At 60.0% G+C, this 16,770-nt stretch carries 17 protein-coding genes; 1 reads left to right on the top strand and 16 read right to left on the bottom strand.

Translation table 11 applies throughout. The features are described from left to right. Positions 1-182: 182 nt before the first annotated feature. The 16 genes from lipA to PIB16_RS05195 form a co-directional block, all read right to left on the bottom strand. Positions 183-1,154 (bottom strand): lipoyl synthase, encoded by a 972-nt coding sequence (gene lipA / locus PIB16_RS05270; RefSeq protein WP_078053954.1) that lies wholly within the window; start codon positions 1,152-1,154, stop codon positions 183-185. A gap of 103 nt (positions 1,155-1,257) precedes the next feature. After that, positions 1,258-1,506, bottom strand: coding sequence for a GlsB/YeaQ/YmgE family stress response membrane protein (locus PIB16_RS05265; RefSeq protein ID WP_042619429.1), 249 nt, complete (start codon positions 1,504-1,506; stop codon positions 1,258-1,260). A gap of 99 nt (positions 1,507-1,605) precedes the next feature. Beyond that, complete coding sequence (lpdA, locus tag PIB16_RS05260; protein ID WP_003502607.1) at positions 1,606-3,051, bottom strand: dihydrolipoyl dehydrogenase; 1,446 nt, start codon at positions 3,049-3,051, stop codon at positions 1,606-1,608. A gap of 57 nt (positions 3,052-3,108) precedes the next feature. Further along, positions 3,109-3,753 (bottom strand): SGNH/GDSL hydrolase family protein, encoded by a 645-nt coding sequence (locus PIB16_RS05255; protein WP_142845823.1) that lies wholly within the window; start codon positions 3,751-3,753, stop codon positions 3,109-3,111. A gap of 12 nt (positions 3,754-3,765) precedes the next feature. After that, positions 3,766-5,124: a pyruvate dehydrogenase complex dihydrolipoamide acetyltransferase gene (locus PIB16_RS05250; protein WP_271045121.1), complete on the bottom strand. Its 1,359-nt coding sequence runs from the start codon at positions 5,122-5,124 to the stop codon at positions 3,766-3,768. A gap of 14 nt (positions 5,125-5,138) precedes the next feature. After that, complete coding sequence (locus PIB16_RS05245; protein WP_271045120.1) at positions 5,139-6,551, bottom strand: pyruvate dehydrogenase complex E1 component subunit beta; 1,413 nt, start codon at positions 6,549-6,551, stop codon at positions 5,139-5,141. 17 nt (positions 6,552-6,568) lie between these two features. Further along, positions 6,569-7,612, bottom strand: coding sequence for a pyruvate dehydrogenase (acetyl-transferring) E1 component subunit alpha (gene pdhA, locus PIB16_RS05240; protein ID WP_065653902.1), 1,044 nt, complete (start codon positions 7,610-7,612; stop codon positions 6,569-6,571). Positions 7,613-7,765: 153 nt separating this feature from the next. Next, positions 7,766-8,083, bottom strand: a complete 318-nt coding sequence (locus PIB16_RS05235) for an FtsB family cell division protein (protein ID WP_271045119.1) — start codon at positions 8,081-8,083, stop codon at positions 7,766-7,768. A 339-nt stretch (positions 8,084-8,422) separates the two neighbouring features. Beyond that, on the bottom strand, positions 8,423-9,697 hold the full coding sequence (gene eno, locus PIB16_RS05230) for a phosphopyruvate hydratase (RefSeq protein ID WP_003521367.1): 1,275 nt from the start codon (positions 9,695-9,697) through the stop codon (positions 8,423-8,425). A gap of 149 nt (positions 9,698-9,846) precedes the next feature. Beyond that, on the bottom strand, positions 9,847-10,692 hold the full coding sequence (kdsA, locus tag PIB16_RS05225; protein WP_080856313.1) for a 3-deoxy-8-phosphooctulonate synthase: 846 nt from the start codon (positions 10,690-10,692) through the stop codon (positions 9,847-9,849). Further along, positions 10,692-11,561 carry a VOC family protein gene (locus PIB16_RS05220; RefSeq protein WP_271045118.1) on the bottom strand — a complete coding sequence of 290 codons (870 nt, stop codon included), beginning with the start codon at positions 11,559-11,561 and terminating at the stop codon, positions 10,692-10,694. Before PIB16_RS05220 ends, kdsA begins: the two co-directional genes overlap by 1 nt. Before the next feature lie 104 nt (positions 11,562-11,665). After that, positions 11,666-12,103: a D-erythrulose-4-phosphate isomerase gene (gene derI, locus PIB16_RS05215; RefSeq protein ID WP_271045117.1), complete on the bottom strand. Its 438-nt coding sequence runs from the start codon at positions 12,101-12,103 to the stop codon at positions 11,666-11,668. A 60-nt stretch (positions 12,104-12,163) separates the two neighbouring features. Continuing rightward, complete coding sequence (dhaL, locus tag PIB16_RS05210; protein WP_271045116.1) at positions 12,164-12,808, bottom strand: dihydroxyacetone kinase subunit DhaL; 645 nt, start codon at positions 12,806-12,808, stop codon at positions 12,164-12,166. Positions 12,809-12,819: 11 nt separating this feature from the next. After that, positions 12,820-13,812 carry a dihydroxyacetone kinase subunit DhaK gene (locus PIB16_RS05205; RefSeq protein WP_271045115.1) on the bottom strand — a complete coding sequence of 331 codons (993 nt, stop codon included), beginning with the start codon at positions 13,810-13,812 and terminating at the stop codon, positions 12,820-12,822. Positions 13,813-13,881: 69 nt separating this feature from the next. Continuing rightward, complete coding sequence (locus PIB16_RS05200; protein WP_271045114.1) at positions 13,882-14,757, bottom strand: sugar phosphate isomerase/epimerase family protein; 876 nt, start codon at positions 14,755-14,757, stop codon at positions 13,882-13,884. 151 nt (positions 14,758-14,908) lie between these two features. Further along, positions 14,909-15,796 (bottom strand): LysR substrate-binding domain-containing protein, encoded by an 888-nt coding sequence (locus tag PIB16_RS05195; protein ID WP_065653910.1) that lies wholly within the window; start codon positions 15,794-15,796, stop codon positions 14,909-14,911. 169 nt (positions 15,797-15,965) lie between these two features. Between PIB16_RS05195 and PIB16_RS05190 the strand changes: the two genes are divergently transcribed. Continuing rightward, entirely contained in the window at positions 15,966-16,727 is a 762-nt protein-coding gene (locus tag PIB16_RS05190) for an SDR family NAD(P)-dependent oxidoreductase (protein ID WP_035262426.1), read from the top strand. The last annotated feature ends 43 nt before the right edge of the window (positions 16,728-16,770 follow it).

The raw sequence follows: 16,770 nt of genomic DNA, 5'->3' as shown, positions 1-16,770 counted from the left end.
CACGGTGTTGCTCCTCTTTCGTGTCCGAGATCGTCGCCAAACGCTCGAATACGAGTAGAATCAACACCGTGCGCCATGTCCACCAAATTTAAACCGGACAGCAGTGGGACAAGCCCGAGCATGACGGTGGAGAGAGCGTATATCGCCTAAGGCAGCAACCTATGTTGCCGAACCTTTGTCCCTTACTCCGCAGCTGCCAGCAGCTTCTTTTCGCGGGCCGCACGCAGGCGCTCGAAATCGTCGCCGGCATGGTGGGAAGAGCGGGTCAGCGGGCTCGACGACACCATCAGGAAGCCCTTGGTGTAAGCCACCGTCTCATAGGACTTGAACTCTTCTGGCGTCACGAAGGCCTCGACCTTGTGGTGCTTGCGGGTCGGCTGCAGATATTGGCCGATGGTCAGGAAGTCCACATCGGCGCTGCGCAGGTCGTCCATCAGCTGCAGCACTTCGTTGCGCTCTTCACCGAGGCCGACCATGATGCCCGACTTGGTGAACATGGTGGGATCGAGTTCCTTCACCCGCTGCAAGAGGCGCACGGAGTGGAAATAGCGCGCGCCGGGGCGAACCGTGAGGTAATTGCCCGGAACGGTTTCCATATTGTGGTTGAAGACATCGGGCTTGGCGGCCACGACACGCTCCAGCGCGCCGGGCTTCTTCAGGAAGTCGGGCGTGAGGATTTCGATGGTCGTCGTCGGAGACGCGGCGCGGATCGCCCAGATCACCTTTTCGAAATGTTCAGCGCCGCCATCGGCGAGATCGTCACGGTCAACCGAAGTGATGACGACGTGGGAAAGGCCCATCTGCTTGACGGCCTTGGCGACGTTCTCCGGCTCGTTCATATCCAGCGGATTGGGCTTGCCGGTCGCGACATTGCAGAAGGCGCAGGCGCGGGTGCAGATTTCACCCATGATCATGAAGGTCGCGTGCTTCTTGTCCCAGCATTCGCCGATATTCGGACAGCCGGCTTCCTCGCACACCGTCACCAGCTTGTGCGAACGCACCAGTTCACGCGTCTCGTGATAGCCCTTGGAGGTCGGCGCCTTGACGCGGATCCATTCCGGCTTGCGCATGACCTCGGTATCGGGCTTATGCGCCTTTTCCGGGTGGCGAATGCGCTTTTCGTCGGACGACGTCCTGTCGAGAATAGTGACCATTAAAAACCTGCTTCCATCGCCCCTGGCGACCTAAACATCTGTTGGCCCGATGCTTTAGAACAATTCCAGAAAAAGCGTAAGCCCCTTCCGGCCACGAGGCCTGTCAGCGCCGTACTAGCTTCGCCAGAAACAGCAAAAGGCTGGCGCCGAGGAACGAGGTGACGAAATAGCCGAGCCTGCTGTCCTGCACGAAAACATCGAAGGTTCGCAGCACGGCGACAGCGACCACCGAACCGACAATGCCAAGGACGATGTTCATGAAAATGCCGAAGCGCATATCCATGAGCTTGCCCGCAAGCCAGCCGGCGAGACCGCCGATGATGATTGCTGCAATCCAGCCTACACTTTCCATTCCCACGCTCCCTGAAAGAACCAGCCCCTTTTAAGGAGCCTGCATCGAGACATATGGGACACCCGGCATGGTTAGACAATGCCGGGTATCACGGAGCACTTATGCGTTGAGCACACGCCCATAGGCATCAAGCACGCTTTCCTTCATCGATTCCGAAATGGTCGGATGCGGGAAGATCGTGTGCATCAGGTCTTCTTCAGTGGTCTCGAGGTTCATCGCAACAACGAAGCCCTGAATGAGTTCGGTCACTTCCGCACCGACCATATGCGCGCCGAGCAGCTCACCCGTTTTCTTGTCGAAGATGGTCTTGACCATGCCCTGATCTTCGCCGAGCGCAACAGCCTTGCCGTTCGCCGCAAAGGAGAAGCGGCCAACGCGGATGTCGCGACCCTGTTCCTTCGCCTTGGCTTCGGTGAGACCGACCGAGGCGACCTGCGGGTTGCAATAGGTGCAGCCTGGAATCTTCAGCTTGTCCATCGGGTGGACATTCGGCAGACCGGCGATCTTTTCGACGCAGATCACTGCCTCATGCTCGGCCTTGTGGGCGAGCAGCGGCGGGCCGGCGACGTCGCCGATGGCGTAGATGCCAGGCACGTTGGTCTTGCCGTAACCGTCGATGACGATGAAGCCGCGATCGGTCTTCACGCCGGCAGCCTCAAGGCCGATACCTTCGATATTGGCGACGACGCCGACAGCCGAGATCATGCGATCAGCCGTGATCTTTTCAGAAGAACCGTCCTTCTTCTCAAGCGTCGCGGTAATGGAGTTCGCGCCCTTCTCCACCTTGGAAACCTTGGTCTCCAGATGAATTTTCATGCCCTGCTTTTCGAGCTGCTTCTTGGCGAAGGTGGAGATTTCCGCATCCTCGACCGGCATGACCTGGCTCATGATCTCGACGACGGTGACGTCGACGCCCATGGTGCGGTAGAAGCTGGCGAATTCGATGCCGATGGCGCCCGAGCCCATGACGAGCAGCGACTTCGGCAGTTCTTCCGGCTTCATTGCCTCGAAATAGGTCCAGATCAGCTTGCCATCCGGCTCGATGCCAGGCAGTGCGCGCGGGCGGGCGCCCGTCGCAACGATGATGTGCTTGGCGGTGTAAGTGCCCTCGCCCAGCGTATTCTTCGGCACGGGACCCTGCGGCTGCACCACCGGCTTGGTGGATTTGCCAACGACGATCTCGCCCGGCTTGGTGATCTTGGCTTCACCCCAAATGATATCGACCTTGTTCTTTTTGAACAGGAAACCGACGCCATTGTTCATGCGCGCTGCAATGCCGCGCGAGCGCGCCACGATTGCCTTGACGTCAGGCTTGATCGAGCCTTCCAGCGTCAGGCCGTAGTCCTTCGCATGGGTGGCGGTGTGCATGACATCGGCGGTGCGCAGCAGCGCCTTGGTGGGAATGCAGCCCCAGTTGGAGCAGATGCCGGCCAGATGCTCACGCTCCACGACGGCAACCTTCATGCCGAGCTGGGCTGCGCGGATCGCGGCAATGTAACCGCCCGGTCCCGAACCGATGATGATGACGTCATATGATTGAGCCATTGGAAATCCTGCCTTGTCCTATCGGGTCGCGAGCAGCGCCACGACCGGGAATTGTTCTTAAAGTCCGAGCATCATGCGGACGACGGGCTCCAGCCCTCGCCCGATGGCCCGCGTATTTTCAGCATCGAGATGGACGCCATCCACCGGCGTCGTTCGGGCAACGGAGCCCGCATCGAAAAAGCCGCAATCGAGCTCGTCGGCCAGATCCCGGTAAACGGATGCCAGCATCGCCGATTCATCGATCGCATCACGAAAGATCGCGCCCATGAAAGGATTTGCCGTCTCGCAAAGCTGCGGCGGAGCGACGATCAGCACGTCAGGCGCTTCCCAGTCCGGCACCTGCCAGATGTGGTTGCGCGTGAGTTTCACAAGCCGCTCCACGCCCTTCATGGCAACAATCGCCGACCCATGGATCGCCGGTTTCATGTCGTTGGTGCCAAGCATGATAATCACCAGATCAAGCGGCGCATGGCTGTGCAACAACGTCGGAAGAATCCGCGCACCGTTGCGGTCGCAATCCGCGGTATTGTCGTCATAGGCGGTGGTGCGACCGCCAAGACCTTCGTGGATGACATGCACGTCAGGGCCAAGCGCCTTTTGCAAGACGCTCGGCCAGAGATCGTCATGGCTATGCCGGCCACCCGTTTCCGCGTTCGATCCCCATGTCAGGGAATCGCCAAAGCAGAGGACCGACTTCACCATGTCACTCTCCGATCAAACCAGCATGCCCATCGGGTTTTCGATGTAGCGCTTGAAGGCGCCGATCAGTTCGGCTCCGAGCGCGCCATCGACGCAGCGGTGGTCGGTGGAGAGCGTGACCGTCATGACGTTGGCGATCTTGATCTCGCCGTTTTTCACGACAGCGCGTTCTTCACCCGCACCGACGGCCAGAATGGTGGCATGCGGCGGGTTGATGACGGCCGAGAAGCTCTTGACGCCCATCATGCCCATGTTGGACACGGCGGTCGTGCCGCCCTGATATTCCTCGGGCTTCAGCTTGCGCTCCTTGGCGCGCTTGCCGTAGTCCTTCATCTCGTTGGAGATGGTGGAGAGCGACTTCTCTTCCGCCTTGCGGATGATCGGCGTGATCAGGCCACCCGGAATGGAAACGGCAACGCCGACATCCGAATGCTTGTGCTTGACCATGGCGCTTTCCGTCCAGGAGACGTTGGCATCAGGCACATCGCGCAGGGCAAGAGCCAGCGCCTTGATGACCATATCGTTGACCGACAGCTTGTAGGCGGGCTTGCCGTCCTTTTCGGGAGCAGCCGCATTGAGCTGGGCGCGCAGCGCCAGAAGCGTATCGAGCTCGCAATCCACGGAAACGTAGAAATGCGGAACCGTCTGCTTGGATTCGACCAGACGCTTGGCGATGACCTTGCGCATGCCGTCATGCGGCACAAGCTCGTAGGAACCCTGTTCGAACAGCTTGAGGACGCTTTCGTCAGACGGGCCCTTGGCAAGCGCCGGAGCCGGTGCGCCTGCGGATGCAGCGGCAGACGGTGCGGCCTTCGCACCGCCGGAAGCGGCGGCCTTTTCCACGTCGGTCTTGACGATACGGCCATGCGGGCCGGAACCGGAAACGGCCGAGAGGTCGAGACCGGCTTCCTTGGCGAGACGGCGGGCAAGCGGCGAAGCGAAGATGCGCTCGCCGGACTTTGCGACCGGAGCCGGCGTGGAAGATGCGGCAGCCTGATCGGCGGCCGGCTTTTCAGCCTTGGCCGGGGCAGATTCTTCCTTCGGCGCTTCAGCCTTTGCAGCTTCCTGCTTCGGAGCCTCGGCCTTGGCAGGCGCGGCGGCGCCGCCCTTTGCCGCTTCGGCAACATCTTCGCCATCGGCGGCGAGGATGGCGATCAGGGCGTTGACCTTGACCGCTTCGGTGCCGGCGGGAACGACCAGCTTGGCGACCGTGCCTTCGTCAACGGCTTCCACTTCCATGGTCGCCTTGTCGGTCTCGATCTCGGCGATCACGTCACCGGGTGCGACCTTGTCGCCTTCCTTGACCAGCCACTTGGCCAGATTGCCCTCTTCCATCGTCGGAGAAAGGGCAGGCATGGTGATGTTTATCGGCATCGAAACGCCTCCCCTTACTTGTAGCAGACGGTTTTGACGGCCTGAACGACTTCATCGACGTTCGGCAGAGCCAGCTTTTCGAGGTTTGCCGCGTAAGGCATCGGAACATCCTTGCCGGCGATCGTCAGGATCGGCGCATCGAGATAATCGAAAGCGGCGCGCATGACCTGGTTGGCGATGAAGTCACCGACCGATGACTGCGGGAAGCCTTCCTCGACCGTGACCAGACGACCGGTCTTCTTGACCGATTCGATGACGGTGGGCAGGTCCATCGGGCGGATGGTGCGCAGATCGATCAGTTCGACGTCGATGCCGAGCTTTTCGAGTTCCGCAACGGCCTTGATCGCGTAGGTCATGCCGATGCCGAAGGAAACGATGGTCGCATCCTTGCCCTTGCGGTGAATGCGCGCCTTGCCAATCGGCAGCACGAAATCATCGAGCTTCGGCACTTCGAAGCTCTGGCCGTAGAGAATTTCATTCTCAAGGAAGATGACCGGGTTCGGATCGCGGATGGCGGCCTTGAGCAGACCCTTCGCGTCAGCTGCGGTGTAAGGCATGACGACCTTGAGACCCGGAATATGGCTGTACCATGCGGCGTAACATTGCGAATGCTGTGCACCGACGCGGGCAGCAGCGCCCGAAGGACCGCGGAACACCATCGGAGCGCCCATCTGGCCACCCGACATGTAAAGCGTCTTTGCCGCCGAGTTGACGATCTGGTCGATCGCCTGCATGGCGAAGTTGAAGGTCATGAACTCGACGATCGGCCGCAGGCCCGTCATCGCCGCACCGACGCCGATACCGGCAAAGCCGTGCTCGGTGATCGGGGTATCGATGACGCGACGCTCACCGAATTCCTGCAACAGACCTTGGGTAATCTTGTAGGCGCCCTGATATTCGGCGACTTCCTCACCCATGACGAAGACTTTTTCGTCGGCGCGCATTTCTTCGGCCATGGCGTCGCGCAGCGCTTCACGCACCGTCGTCATCACCATTTCCGTGCCTGCCGGGATGTCCGGATCGGCTGCGACTTCGATCTTGGGTGCTGCCGGAACCTTGGCGGTTTCCTTGGCAGCACTCGGCTCCTCGGTTGCTTCGCGGGTCTTGCCGCCGGCCGCATCCGAATCGGAATTTGCGGCTTCAGCCTTCGGCGCGGGAGCGGACGCGACATCGTCGGCGCTTTCGCCTTCCTGGATGAGGACTGCGATCGGCGTATTGACCTTGACGCCTTCGGTGCCGGCATCGATCAGCAGCTTGCCGATGACGCCCTCGTCCACGGCTTCCACTTCCATGGTCGCCTTGTCGGTCTCGATCTCGGCGATCACGTCGCCGGAGGTGACCTTGTCGCCTTCCTTTTTAAGCCATTTGGAAAGCGTGCCTTCCTCCATGGTCGGGGAAAGGGCGGGCATAAGAATTTCTACTGGCATGGGTTTCCCTTTCCCGATCAGAGCAGAATGTCGGTGTAGAGCTCGGATACATCCGGCTCTGGGTCGTTCTGGGCGAAGTCGGCGCTGTCGGCGACGATATCACGGACATCCTTGTCGATGGCCTTGAGTTCGTCTTCGCTTGCCCAGCCCTGCTCCAGAAGCCGTGCCTTGACCTGCTCGATCGGGTCATGTTCGGAGCGCATCTTCTGCACTTCGTCCTTGGAACGGTATTTCGCCGGGTCGGACATGGAGTGACCACGGTAACGGTAGGTCAGCATTTCCAGAATGATCGGACCCTTGCCGGAGCGGCAATGTTCCAGTGCCTGGTCGGCTGCGGCCTTGACGGCGCGCACATCCATGCCATCCACCTGAACGCCGGGAATTCCGAAGGACTGGCCACGCAGCGAATAGTTCGACTGGGCCGTGGCGCGGGCGGTCGAGGTGCCCATGGCGTAACGGTTGTTTTCAACGATATAGATGATCGGCAGTTTCCAGAGAGCAGCCATGTTGAAGCTCTCATAGACCTGGCCCTGGTTGGCCGCGCCATCGCCGAAATAGGTCACGGAGACATTGTCGTTGCCGCGATATTTGTTGGCGAAAGCAAGACCGGTTCCAAGCGAAACCTGAGCGCCGACGATGCCGTGGCCGCCATAGAAATGCTTCTCCTTGGAGAACATGTGCATGGAGCCGCCCTTGCCTTTTGACAGACCGCCGCGGCGGCCGGTCAATTCGGCCATGACGCCACGCGCGCTCATGCCCAGAGCCAGCATGTGGCCGTGGTCACGATAAGCGGTGATGACCTGATCGCCTTCCTTCTGCGACATCTGCATGCCGACAACAACGGCTTCCTGACCGATGTAGAGGTGACAGAAACCACCGATAAAGCCCATACCGTAGAGCTGGCCGGCCTTTTCCTCGAAGCGGCGGATGAGCAGCATTTCACGGTAAGCGTGAAGTTCGTCTTCCTTGGAGAAGTCGGGGCTGTTCTTGCCGGTGAATTCGGTTGCAGCCTTTGCCGTGGTCTTGCGGCCGGATACGGTCGCTGATTTTCGCGGCGCCATTCATCCCTCCCTGAGTTGCCATTTGAATGGATAGAGTGGCGCGTACCATATGCAAGAAAATGCCATGCAGCAATGCTTTAAACGCATGGCACATATTCACGCTAAGATGCTGTGAATAAATCAGAAATGTTAAATTAACTTGATTCAGGTTAATCAGAAATATGTGTTCATGATGACGATTTCGTCCGTGCGGGACATATTCAGCTGGTAACGGGAAATCTCGTCGATCATGTCCCGCTCCAGCGAGCCATCGCTCATCAATTCCACCTGCCGCTCCAGCGCCACACGCGCCTGCGTCAGCTTTGCAAGCTCCGCAGTGCGGGTGACACGCTGCCGCTCCAGCCGCTCCGTCGCCTGCAGGCCGAAGTCGCCATGGATGGAATGATACCCGAAATAGGAAAGAAAAGCGATCGTGATGGCCGGAACGATCAGCCGACCGAATCGTCTCTTTTTATGATGTCTGGTCCACATGCCGGAGAGAAGCCTTAAAACGCATAACCTGAGTCTCGAGACTAAGGCGGATTGTTTAACTATCCGTTGACCTTAACGGGCGATTGGCAAATGGGCATTAAAAAGCCCGCCGAAAGGCGGGCTGGATTGGCAAAGACGCTAAAAGAACGCTCGTCATGCCGGACTTGATCCGGCATCCAGCCACAGCGCGTCTGCGCTGTGAGAAGAGTCTTTCGCGATCAAGGACTTGATCGCGCTGGACCCCGGATCAAGTCCGGGGTGACGGAGTGCGGACCATACCACTCGCCGCTTAAACGAACCCGCCAGGCAACGGGCCACATCAAGAAACCCGAACGCGAATTAACCGCGCAGGATCGAACGGCCGGCGTAGGCAGCCTGCGGGCCCAGCATTTCCTCGATGCGGATCAGCTGGTTGTACTTTGCGAGCCGGTCGGAACGGGCAAGCGAGCCGGTCTTGATCTGACCGCAGTTCGTCGCAACAGCGAGATCGGCGATGGTGGAATCTTCCGTTTCGCCCGAACGGTGCGACATGACGGCGGTGTAACCGGCCTTGTGCGCCGTCTCGACCGCATCCAGCGTCTCGGAGAGCGAGCCGATCTGGTTGACCTTGACGAGGATGGAGTTTGCAACGCCCATCTTGATGCCGTCACGAAGGCGCGCGGAGTTGGTGACGAAGAGATCGTCGCCGACGAGCTGGCACTTATTGCCGATGAGATCGGTCAGCGTCTTCCAGCCTTCCCAGTCGTCTTCGGCCATGCCGTCTTCGATGGAAATGATCGGGTACTTGGCAACGAGTTCCGCCAGATATTCCGCCATTGCGCCCGACTCCAGCGTGCGGCCTTCGCCTTCGAGAACGTATTTTCCGTCCTTGAAGAATTCGGTCGAGGCACAGTCGAGACCGACGAACATGTCGTCGCCCGGGCGGTAGCCGGCCTTTTCAATCGACTTCATGATGAAATCGAGCGCGGCCGGCGCGCTTTCGAGACCCGGTGCAAAACCGCCCTCGTCGCCGACATTGGTGTTGTGGCCCTGTGCCGCCAGTTCTTTCTTCAGCGTATGGAACACTTCAGAACCCATGCGCACGGCTTCGCGGATGTTTTCCGCGCCGACCGGCAGGATCATGAATTCCTGGAAGTCGATGGGGTTATCGGCATGCGCGCCGCCATTGATGATGTTCATCATCGGAACCGGCAGCAGATGTGCGTTCGGGCCGCCGACATAACGGTAAAGCGGCAGGCCGGAGGCTTCGGCAGCAGCCTTGGCGACAGCGAGCGATACGCCGAGGATGGCGTTGGCGCCGATGCGCGACTTGTTCGGCGTGCCGTCGAGCACGATCATCGTCTGGTCGATCTGGATCTGGTTCTCGGCATCGAAACCGCCGATGGCGTCGAAGATTTCCGTATTGACGGCTTCGACCGCCTTTTCCACACCCTTGCCGAGATAACGCTTGCCGCCATCGCGCAGCTCAACCGCCTCATGCGCGCCGGTGGAGGCGCCCGAAGGAACGGCGGCACGGCCCATGGAGCCGTCTTCGAGGTAAACATCGACTTCAACGGTCGGGTTGCCGCGGCTGTCGAGGATTTCGCGCGCGATGATATCGGTAATGGCAGTCATGGTCTCTCCCTTGGGAATGGAACAGATATTTTCCGTCGCCTGTCTTAGACGATGGCGAAGAAATTACAATGACGACGGGCGGCAGAAACGGCCCGCCCGCCATTAAAATCGATTGGCACAGACTGTGCCCGCCGTAACGCCTCCGCCCCTCAGGCTTTGGTAATGGCGTCGAAAGCAAGCAGCTTTTCGAGCAGTTTCGGCATGTCCTTCAGATGAACCATGTTGGGGCCGTCGGACGGCGCATTGTCCGGGTCCTCATGGGTTTCGATGAAGAGCCCGGCGACACCGACAGCAACCGCCGCCCGCGCGAGCGTCTCGACGAATTCGCGCTGGCCGCCCGTGGAGCCGCCCTGCCCGCCCGGCTGCTGAACCGAATGCGTGGCGTCAAAGACAACAGGCGCGCCGAGCGAAGCCATGATCGGCAGCGAGCGCATGTCGGAAACAAGCGTGTTGTAACCGAAGGAGGCGCCGCGCTCGCACAGAAGCACATTCGGATTGCCGCTCTCATTCAGCTTGGCCAGCACGTTCTTCATGTCCCAGGGGGCGAGGAACTGGCCCTTCTTGACGTTGATAACGCGGCCGGTTTTCGCGGCGGCGACGAGAAGATCGGTCTGGCGGCTGAGAAAGGCCGGGATTTGCAGCACATCCACCACTTCGGACACGATGGCGCATTGTTCTTCGGTGTGAATGTCAGTCAAAACAGGAAAGCCGAATTCCTTCTTGAGATCGGCGAAAACCTGCATAGCGCTGTCAAGGCCGATACCGCGCTTGCCGGAAAGCGACGTACGGTTCGCCTTGTCGAAGGACGACTTATAAACGAGCCCGATCCCCAGCTTGTCGCAAAGCTCCTTCAGGACACCGGCGATCATGAAAGCATGTTCCCGGCTTTCCATCTGGCAGGGGCCGGCAATCAGGGAAAATCGCTCGCTATTGGAAAAGGAAACCGAATTGGCGCCGTCGCCGGCGGTGACTTTGAGATTGTTCGTAACGCTCATCATTTTTCCTCGAAGGCGAATGCAACGCCCTGACCGGGCGCGGCGGACACCACAAGACGGCCGTCCGCTTCTGCGCTGGAGACGCCATTAGCAGCAAGCACCGCTTCTGTCACGGCAAGATCGTGAACGGAAAAGACGACGCCTGCTCCGTGCAGGCCATTCGGAGAATTGGGCAGGCTTTCGCTGAAGGCCGGTTTTTGGTTCAGCCTGATGTGCGCGTTGCCGGTCGCAAAAATAATATCTCCATCCGGAGACATCTCCTCCTGACAGGCAAATACCGTTTCGATCAGACGGACCGCGTTCGGATCGCCGCCGGAAAACAGAACGATCTCGCTGATGCCGGAAGCACCATTGGCGTGGCGCTCCAGCGCCGCCCGGTCGTTCGGCAAAGCCAGCAATCGCTGGCAGCTGAACAGAAAGAAATCCGAAGCCGCGCCGCTCGCTGCGAATGCCAGCCGGAATGCCGCCTCACTCTGTGAGCCGTCCGGCATCCGCACGGGCCGTGAAAATTCAAAGATATCGCCTGCCGAGAAGCCGGATGCGGAAAACCTGTCATGATCGGCAATGGCGCTTTCGCTTCTTGCCACCAGGGCCGAAAAACCGTCCTCGCCATGACGCTGCCGAAAGGCCCGATCCCTACCGGTGAACACGTCGCCCCTGTTCACCGATTCATTATATTTAGCCGGGTCAGCAATCGCGAGCGGTTCCAGATAGGTGCCGTCCGTGAAGAAAACGCAGGCATTCTGCGTTCCGAAGGGATGGAGGGCCTCCGGCGCGACGGTGAAGCCGAGAAGCTCAAGGCGGTCTTTCGCCACGGCAAGAGACTGTACCGGCAAAACGAGATGATCGACACTATTTCGGTTCGCCATTTTCGAGCCCCTGTGCTGCGGGTTTGCGCGTGACAAAAGCACAAATGACGCCAGCAATGCAAACAGTCAGCTTCGCCGGACAGGCCTGGTCACGTGCCTATGGCTCACCGGCATGCATCGAGACGGTTGATCGCCTCCACGTTTTTCGCCGAAGACCCTTTCGGATCGAAATCCGATGCCAGCCAGGTGTCGACGATGGCTTTCGCCAGTTCCGGTCCGATCACGCGGGCGCCCATGGTGATGATCTGGGCGTTGTTGGATTTCGCCGCACGTTCGGCGGAATAAGTATCATGGGTCAAGGCGGCGCGGATGCCGGGCACCTTGTTGGCGGAAATGCAGACGCCGATGCCGGTTCCGCAAAACAAGAGACCGCGATCGAATTCACCGGCGATGATGCTGCCGGCCACGGCTTCGGCCAGATCGGCATAAAATCCGTCCTGGCTTCGATCCACGACGGTCAGCCCTTGCCTGCTGGAAAGATGGGCGAGCACCGCATCCAGCAGTGGTTTTCCGGCGCTGTCGGCGCCCGCGACAATTCTCATTTCGGTGTCTCCCGTTATTCGCGTGCGAGCCTCGTCGGCTTCAGCAGACATGTCCTATTTTCAGGATTGCAATCTGGCCTGCGCGCCTTCGGCAAGGCTGCGCAGGATGAGCGCGCAGGAGGTGGCGCCCGCATCGAGAACACCGAGCGAGCCCTCACCGAGACGGCTGGCGCGGCCGATCTTCGCCACGAGATTGATAGTCGAATCCCTGCCGGTTTCGGCGGCAGCGACAAGGGCTGCGGCAGCATCGTGGAATGACGCGCCCGAGGCGGTGGCGTTGTCGAATGCCGTCACGGCCGGCACCAGCGTATCCAGCAGCGTCTTGTCGCCCACCTTGGCCGAACCGATGGAACTGACGCCTTCAAGACCGGCATGCAGCATTCTGCTGAAGGACGGTGCATCGATAACCTCGGCATTTTCGATCTTCTCGGCGAATTCCGTAAACAGCACCCCATAAAGAGGCCCCATGGAACCGCCGATTTCCGTCATCAGGATCGTGCCGAGCGTATCGAGCGCCTTGGCAAGCGAGGCGTCCTGCCCTCTCAGCCGGTCTGCCGCCATGCCGAATCCCTTGGCCATGTTCACGCCATGGTCGCCATCGCCGATCTTGCCGTCGATCTCGCTGAGATAGGCGCGGTTTTCGATGATCCTTTCGGCCATGGAGAGAACGATGTCGCCGGCCCTGGCGTTCTGAAAAGACTGCATGAATTTTCTCCTCACAGCATAACGGTGCAAAGTGCTTCGGCATCGAGCAGCGGTTTCAGCTCGTCATCCAGCGCCATCACGGTCAAAGTCGCGCCCACCATCTCAAGCGACGTGAAATAGTTGCCGATATAGGTTTTGTGGATTTTCAGGCCACGCGCCGAAATCTCGGATTCTATCGTGTCGTTGAGGATGTAGAGTTCGTTGACCGGCGTCGCGCCAAGGCCGGAGACCAGCACCGCCACCTCGCTGCCGGCCGGCAGGTTGTGATCATCGAGCACGATCTTGCACATGTCCTTCGCCACATCAGCGGCGGATTTCAGCGTCTCGACACGAACGCCGGGTTCGCCGTGGTGGCCTATGCCCACTTCCATCGTGCCCGGTTCGATCTGAAAGTTGGGATGGCCGACCGCCGGCAGGGTGCAGGGGCCGAGACCGACGCCGATGGAGCGGCAATTGTCGATGGCCTTCTGGGCGGTGGCCCGCACATCCTCCAGCGAAGCGCCGCTTGCCGCCTTGGCGCCGCCGATCTTCCACATGAAGATTTCGCCGGCGACGCCGCGGCGTTTCTCACGCTCCTCGGGGGCCGCGGAACACACATCGTCATTGGCGACGACGGTGGCGATCTCGATGCCGTCTTTGGCGGCGAGTTTTGTCGCCATCTTCACATTCATATTGTCGCCGGCATAATTGCCGTAGAGCACGATCACGCCCCTGCCGCCATTGGCTTCGCGGATCGCGTCGTGAAAGCTCTTGGCCGTGGGTGATGAAAATAATTCGCCGACGGCGACGGCATCCAGCATGTTGCGGCCGGTGTAACCGATAAAGGCCGGCTCGTGGCCCGAGCCGCCGCCCGTGACAACACCGACCTTGCCGGCGACCGGCGCGCCCCTGGCAACGACGACACGCGGATTTTCCGCAAGGCGCACGATGTCGCGATGGGCCTTGACGAAGCCTTTCACCGTATCCTCGACCACCTCGTCGGGATTATTCACAAATCTCTGCATTACTCTCCTCCTTTATGCCGTCTACGCGCCAGCCCCTATCGCTTCTCGGGCCGCTTCTCAGGCCGCCTCTCAGGCGACAGCGGCCGAGCTTGCGGCTCCGCCCCCGGCCAATCCTCTTTTGACCGCGTGAAGCGAAACCGTCAGCGCCTGCTCTATTTCTCGAAGCGATGCAGGACTGATACGCCTTACCGGCTGGGCATCCGCGCGACGGTGCAGGCGGGCTGGAAACTCGATGCTGATCGGCATCTCCGGCTTTTTGGCAATCTCACCGAGCAGCTTGTGGCAATCGATATCGCCTTCGCCCACCGGCACGAAAAACCAGCCTTCCGGCGTTCGTTTCACGTCCTTGATATGCGCGTGGACCGAGGCAGGCAGCGCCGCCACCGCGTCATCGGCAAAATTTTTGAGTTGCGGACGATGGGACGCGGTATTGGCCGCGTCATAATTCAGCCCCAGCCATGGGGAGCCGAAACGACGCGTGAGCGCGACGCCCTCCTGCGCGATGTTGAAAAGGTTGTCGCTGCCATCGCCGGGATTTTCCAGCCCGATCACGATGCCGAAGGCCTCAGCACGACGCAGAAGCACTTCGATATTGCGCAGGAACCGGTCTTCGCGTTGCCGGGCCGAGGCATTTGTGGCGATAACCCTCGCGCCGATTCCCGCTGCAAAAGCCATTCTGCCGGTGAAAATTTCTACGGAATCGTCCAGTCCAAGATCGATATGCGACGACATGGCATGGCAGCCCAGCCCGGCATCATCAAGCGACCGGCGCCATGACGCCATTTCAGCCGGCAGGAACGCGCTTTCATCAAATTGTTCGGTGTAACCGACGATAAAGGCAGGCTCCACATGGCGAAAACCGATCCTGGCGATGCTTTCCAGCATCTCCTCGCGCCCATAGCCGTCATATGGCGCGCCGGACGCCGATATGATGCGATCTTTCATGCGATCCTCCCCTTGAGCCGCAGCCGAAGGGACGATGCCAATCACGCTGCAACCTCATTATTCCGACCGGAAAATGACGGAGAGCTCCGTTCGTGAGCAAGCGGAAAAAATTAACGCGCCAGTGAATTCAATTCACGTAACAACCGCATTCCTATTCAAATGCGGGATCCTGAAGATCTTCGATCAGCCAGTCGGCAAACCGTCTTGCCAGCCTGCGCTGGCTGCCGGATTTGGGATAAGCGAGATAATGGCCGACATAGTGGAGGTCCTGCGTCGCGCCGCTCAGGGGCGCGACCAGCCGCCCGGATTTTATCTCGCGATGGGCAAGCCGTGTCGATTCCAGCGCCACGCCGACGCCATTGGCGGCGGCATCGATCGCCAGGAAACTGCGGTCGAAACTCATGGCCTGAATGGGCGGCTTGCCGAGCCCATTAGCCTCGAACCAGTCCGGCCATTGCAGACGTTTGTTGTCGCTTCGAATAAGCAATTGACGGTTCAAATCGCGGGGTGTCCTGATCTCGTCCGCGAGCGACGGCGAGCACAGCGGCGTGACACGCTCTCTGCCCAGCGGAATGATGATGAGATCGTCTCCCTGCGGTTCGCCATAGATGATATCGGCATCGAATTCACCATCGACGAAACGCACATAGGCGGTGCTGGCCGCCAGCCGCACCTCAATGCCCGGATTGGCGTTTAAAAATTGCGGCAGGCGCGGCGACAATACCTGCGCCGCATAGCTCGGCGCGCAATGCAGGCGCAGAAGATGGGAGCGGTTGGAGGACACTACCTCAATGCCCTGCCGCAACTCCTCGAAGGCGTTCGATGCATGTGTCAGAAGCGTCTGCCCCGCCGCCGTCAGGCGCACCGTTCGTGTGGTGCGCTCGAAAAGCGGCGTACCGAGCACCCTTTCGAGCTTGACGATGGCATGGCTGACGGCGCTCGCCGACAGGTTGAGCTCATCGGCAGCGGCCCGGAATGAGCCGAGCCGGGCGGCGGATTCGAAGGCGCGGATGGAGGTGAGTGAAATGCCGTTCAACATTCGATTACTGAAGCAGATTCATGAGATGATGTAAACTTCGCGTTTGAAGCGCCCTCTCCCCATCTGCAATATCGAGGCTGCATTCGTCGCAGGACGGGATGCGGCGGCAGGTCGGGAGCACCGCCGTCAAGCGTATGAAGCCGGCCCGCCCGGCTTGGGAGGATTGCTTATGTTGTTGAATGGAAAGACCGCGGTTATTTCAGGCGCCGCCAGCAAACGCGGCATCGGCCGCGCCACGGCGGAACTTTTCGCCCGCCACGGCGCCCGCGTCGCCATCGTGGATCTGGATGAAGCCGGCAGCATCGAAGCTGCGGCCTCGCTTGAAAAAGTGGATGGCGGCGAGCATCTCGGGGTCGGCGGCAATGTGGCGGATCGCGCCTCCTGCGAGGCGGCCGCGCAAAAAGTCATCGCCGCTTTCGGCAAGATCGATATCCTCATCAATAATGCCGGCATTACCCAGCCGGTGAAGACGCTCGACATTACCGGCGCAGACTGGCAGCGCATCGTCGATGTCAACATGACCGGTGTGCTGAATTTCAGCCAGGCCTTCATTCCCAATATGCGCGACAATGGCGGCGGCTCGATTGCCTGCATGTCGTCCGTCTCCGCGCAACGTGGCGGCGGCATTTTCGGCGGGCCGCATTATTCGGCGGCCAAGGCGGGCGTTCTGGGTCTCGCAAAGGCCATGGCGCGTGAATTCGGCCCCGACGGCATTCGCGTCAACTCCGTCACTCCCGGCCTGATCCAGACCGACATTACCGGCGGCAAGCTGACCGACGATATGCGCCGCGACATTCTCAAGGGCATTCCGCTAAACCGTCTCGGCGACGCCATCGATGTCGCCAATATCTATCTCTTCCTCGCCTCGGATCTCTCCTCGTACGTCACCGGCGCGGTTGTCGACGTGAATGGCGGAATGCTCATTCACTGACAAAGCCCTTTCGAAGCCGGAAAATCGGCTTCGATTTTTCTGA

Source organism: Agrobacterium sp. ST15.13.015 (assembly GCF_027871645.1).
GTDB classification, from domain to species: domain Bacteria; phylum Pseudomonadota; class Alphaproteobacteria; order Rhizobiales; family Rhizobiaceae; genus Agrobacterium; species Agrobacterium leguminum.
The sequence above is the reverse complement of the archived record's forward strand: the minus strand, read 5'-3'. Positions and strand labels throughout refer to the sequence as shown.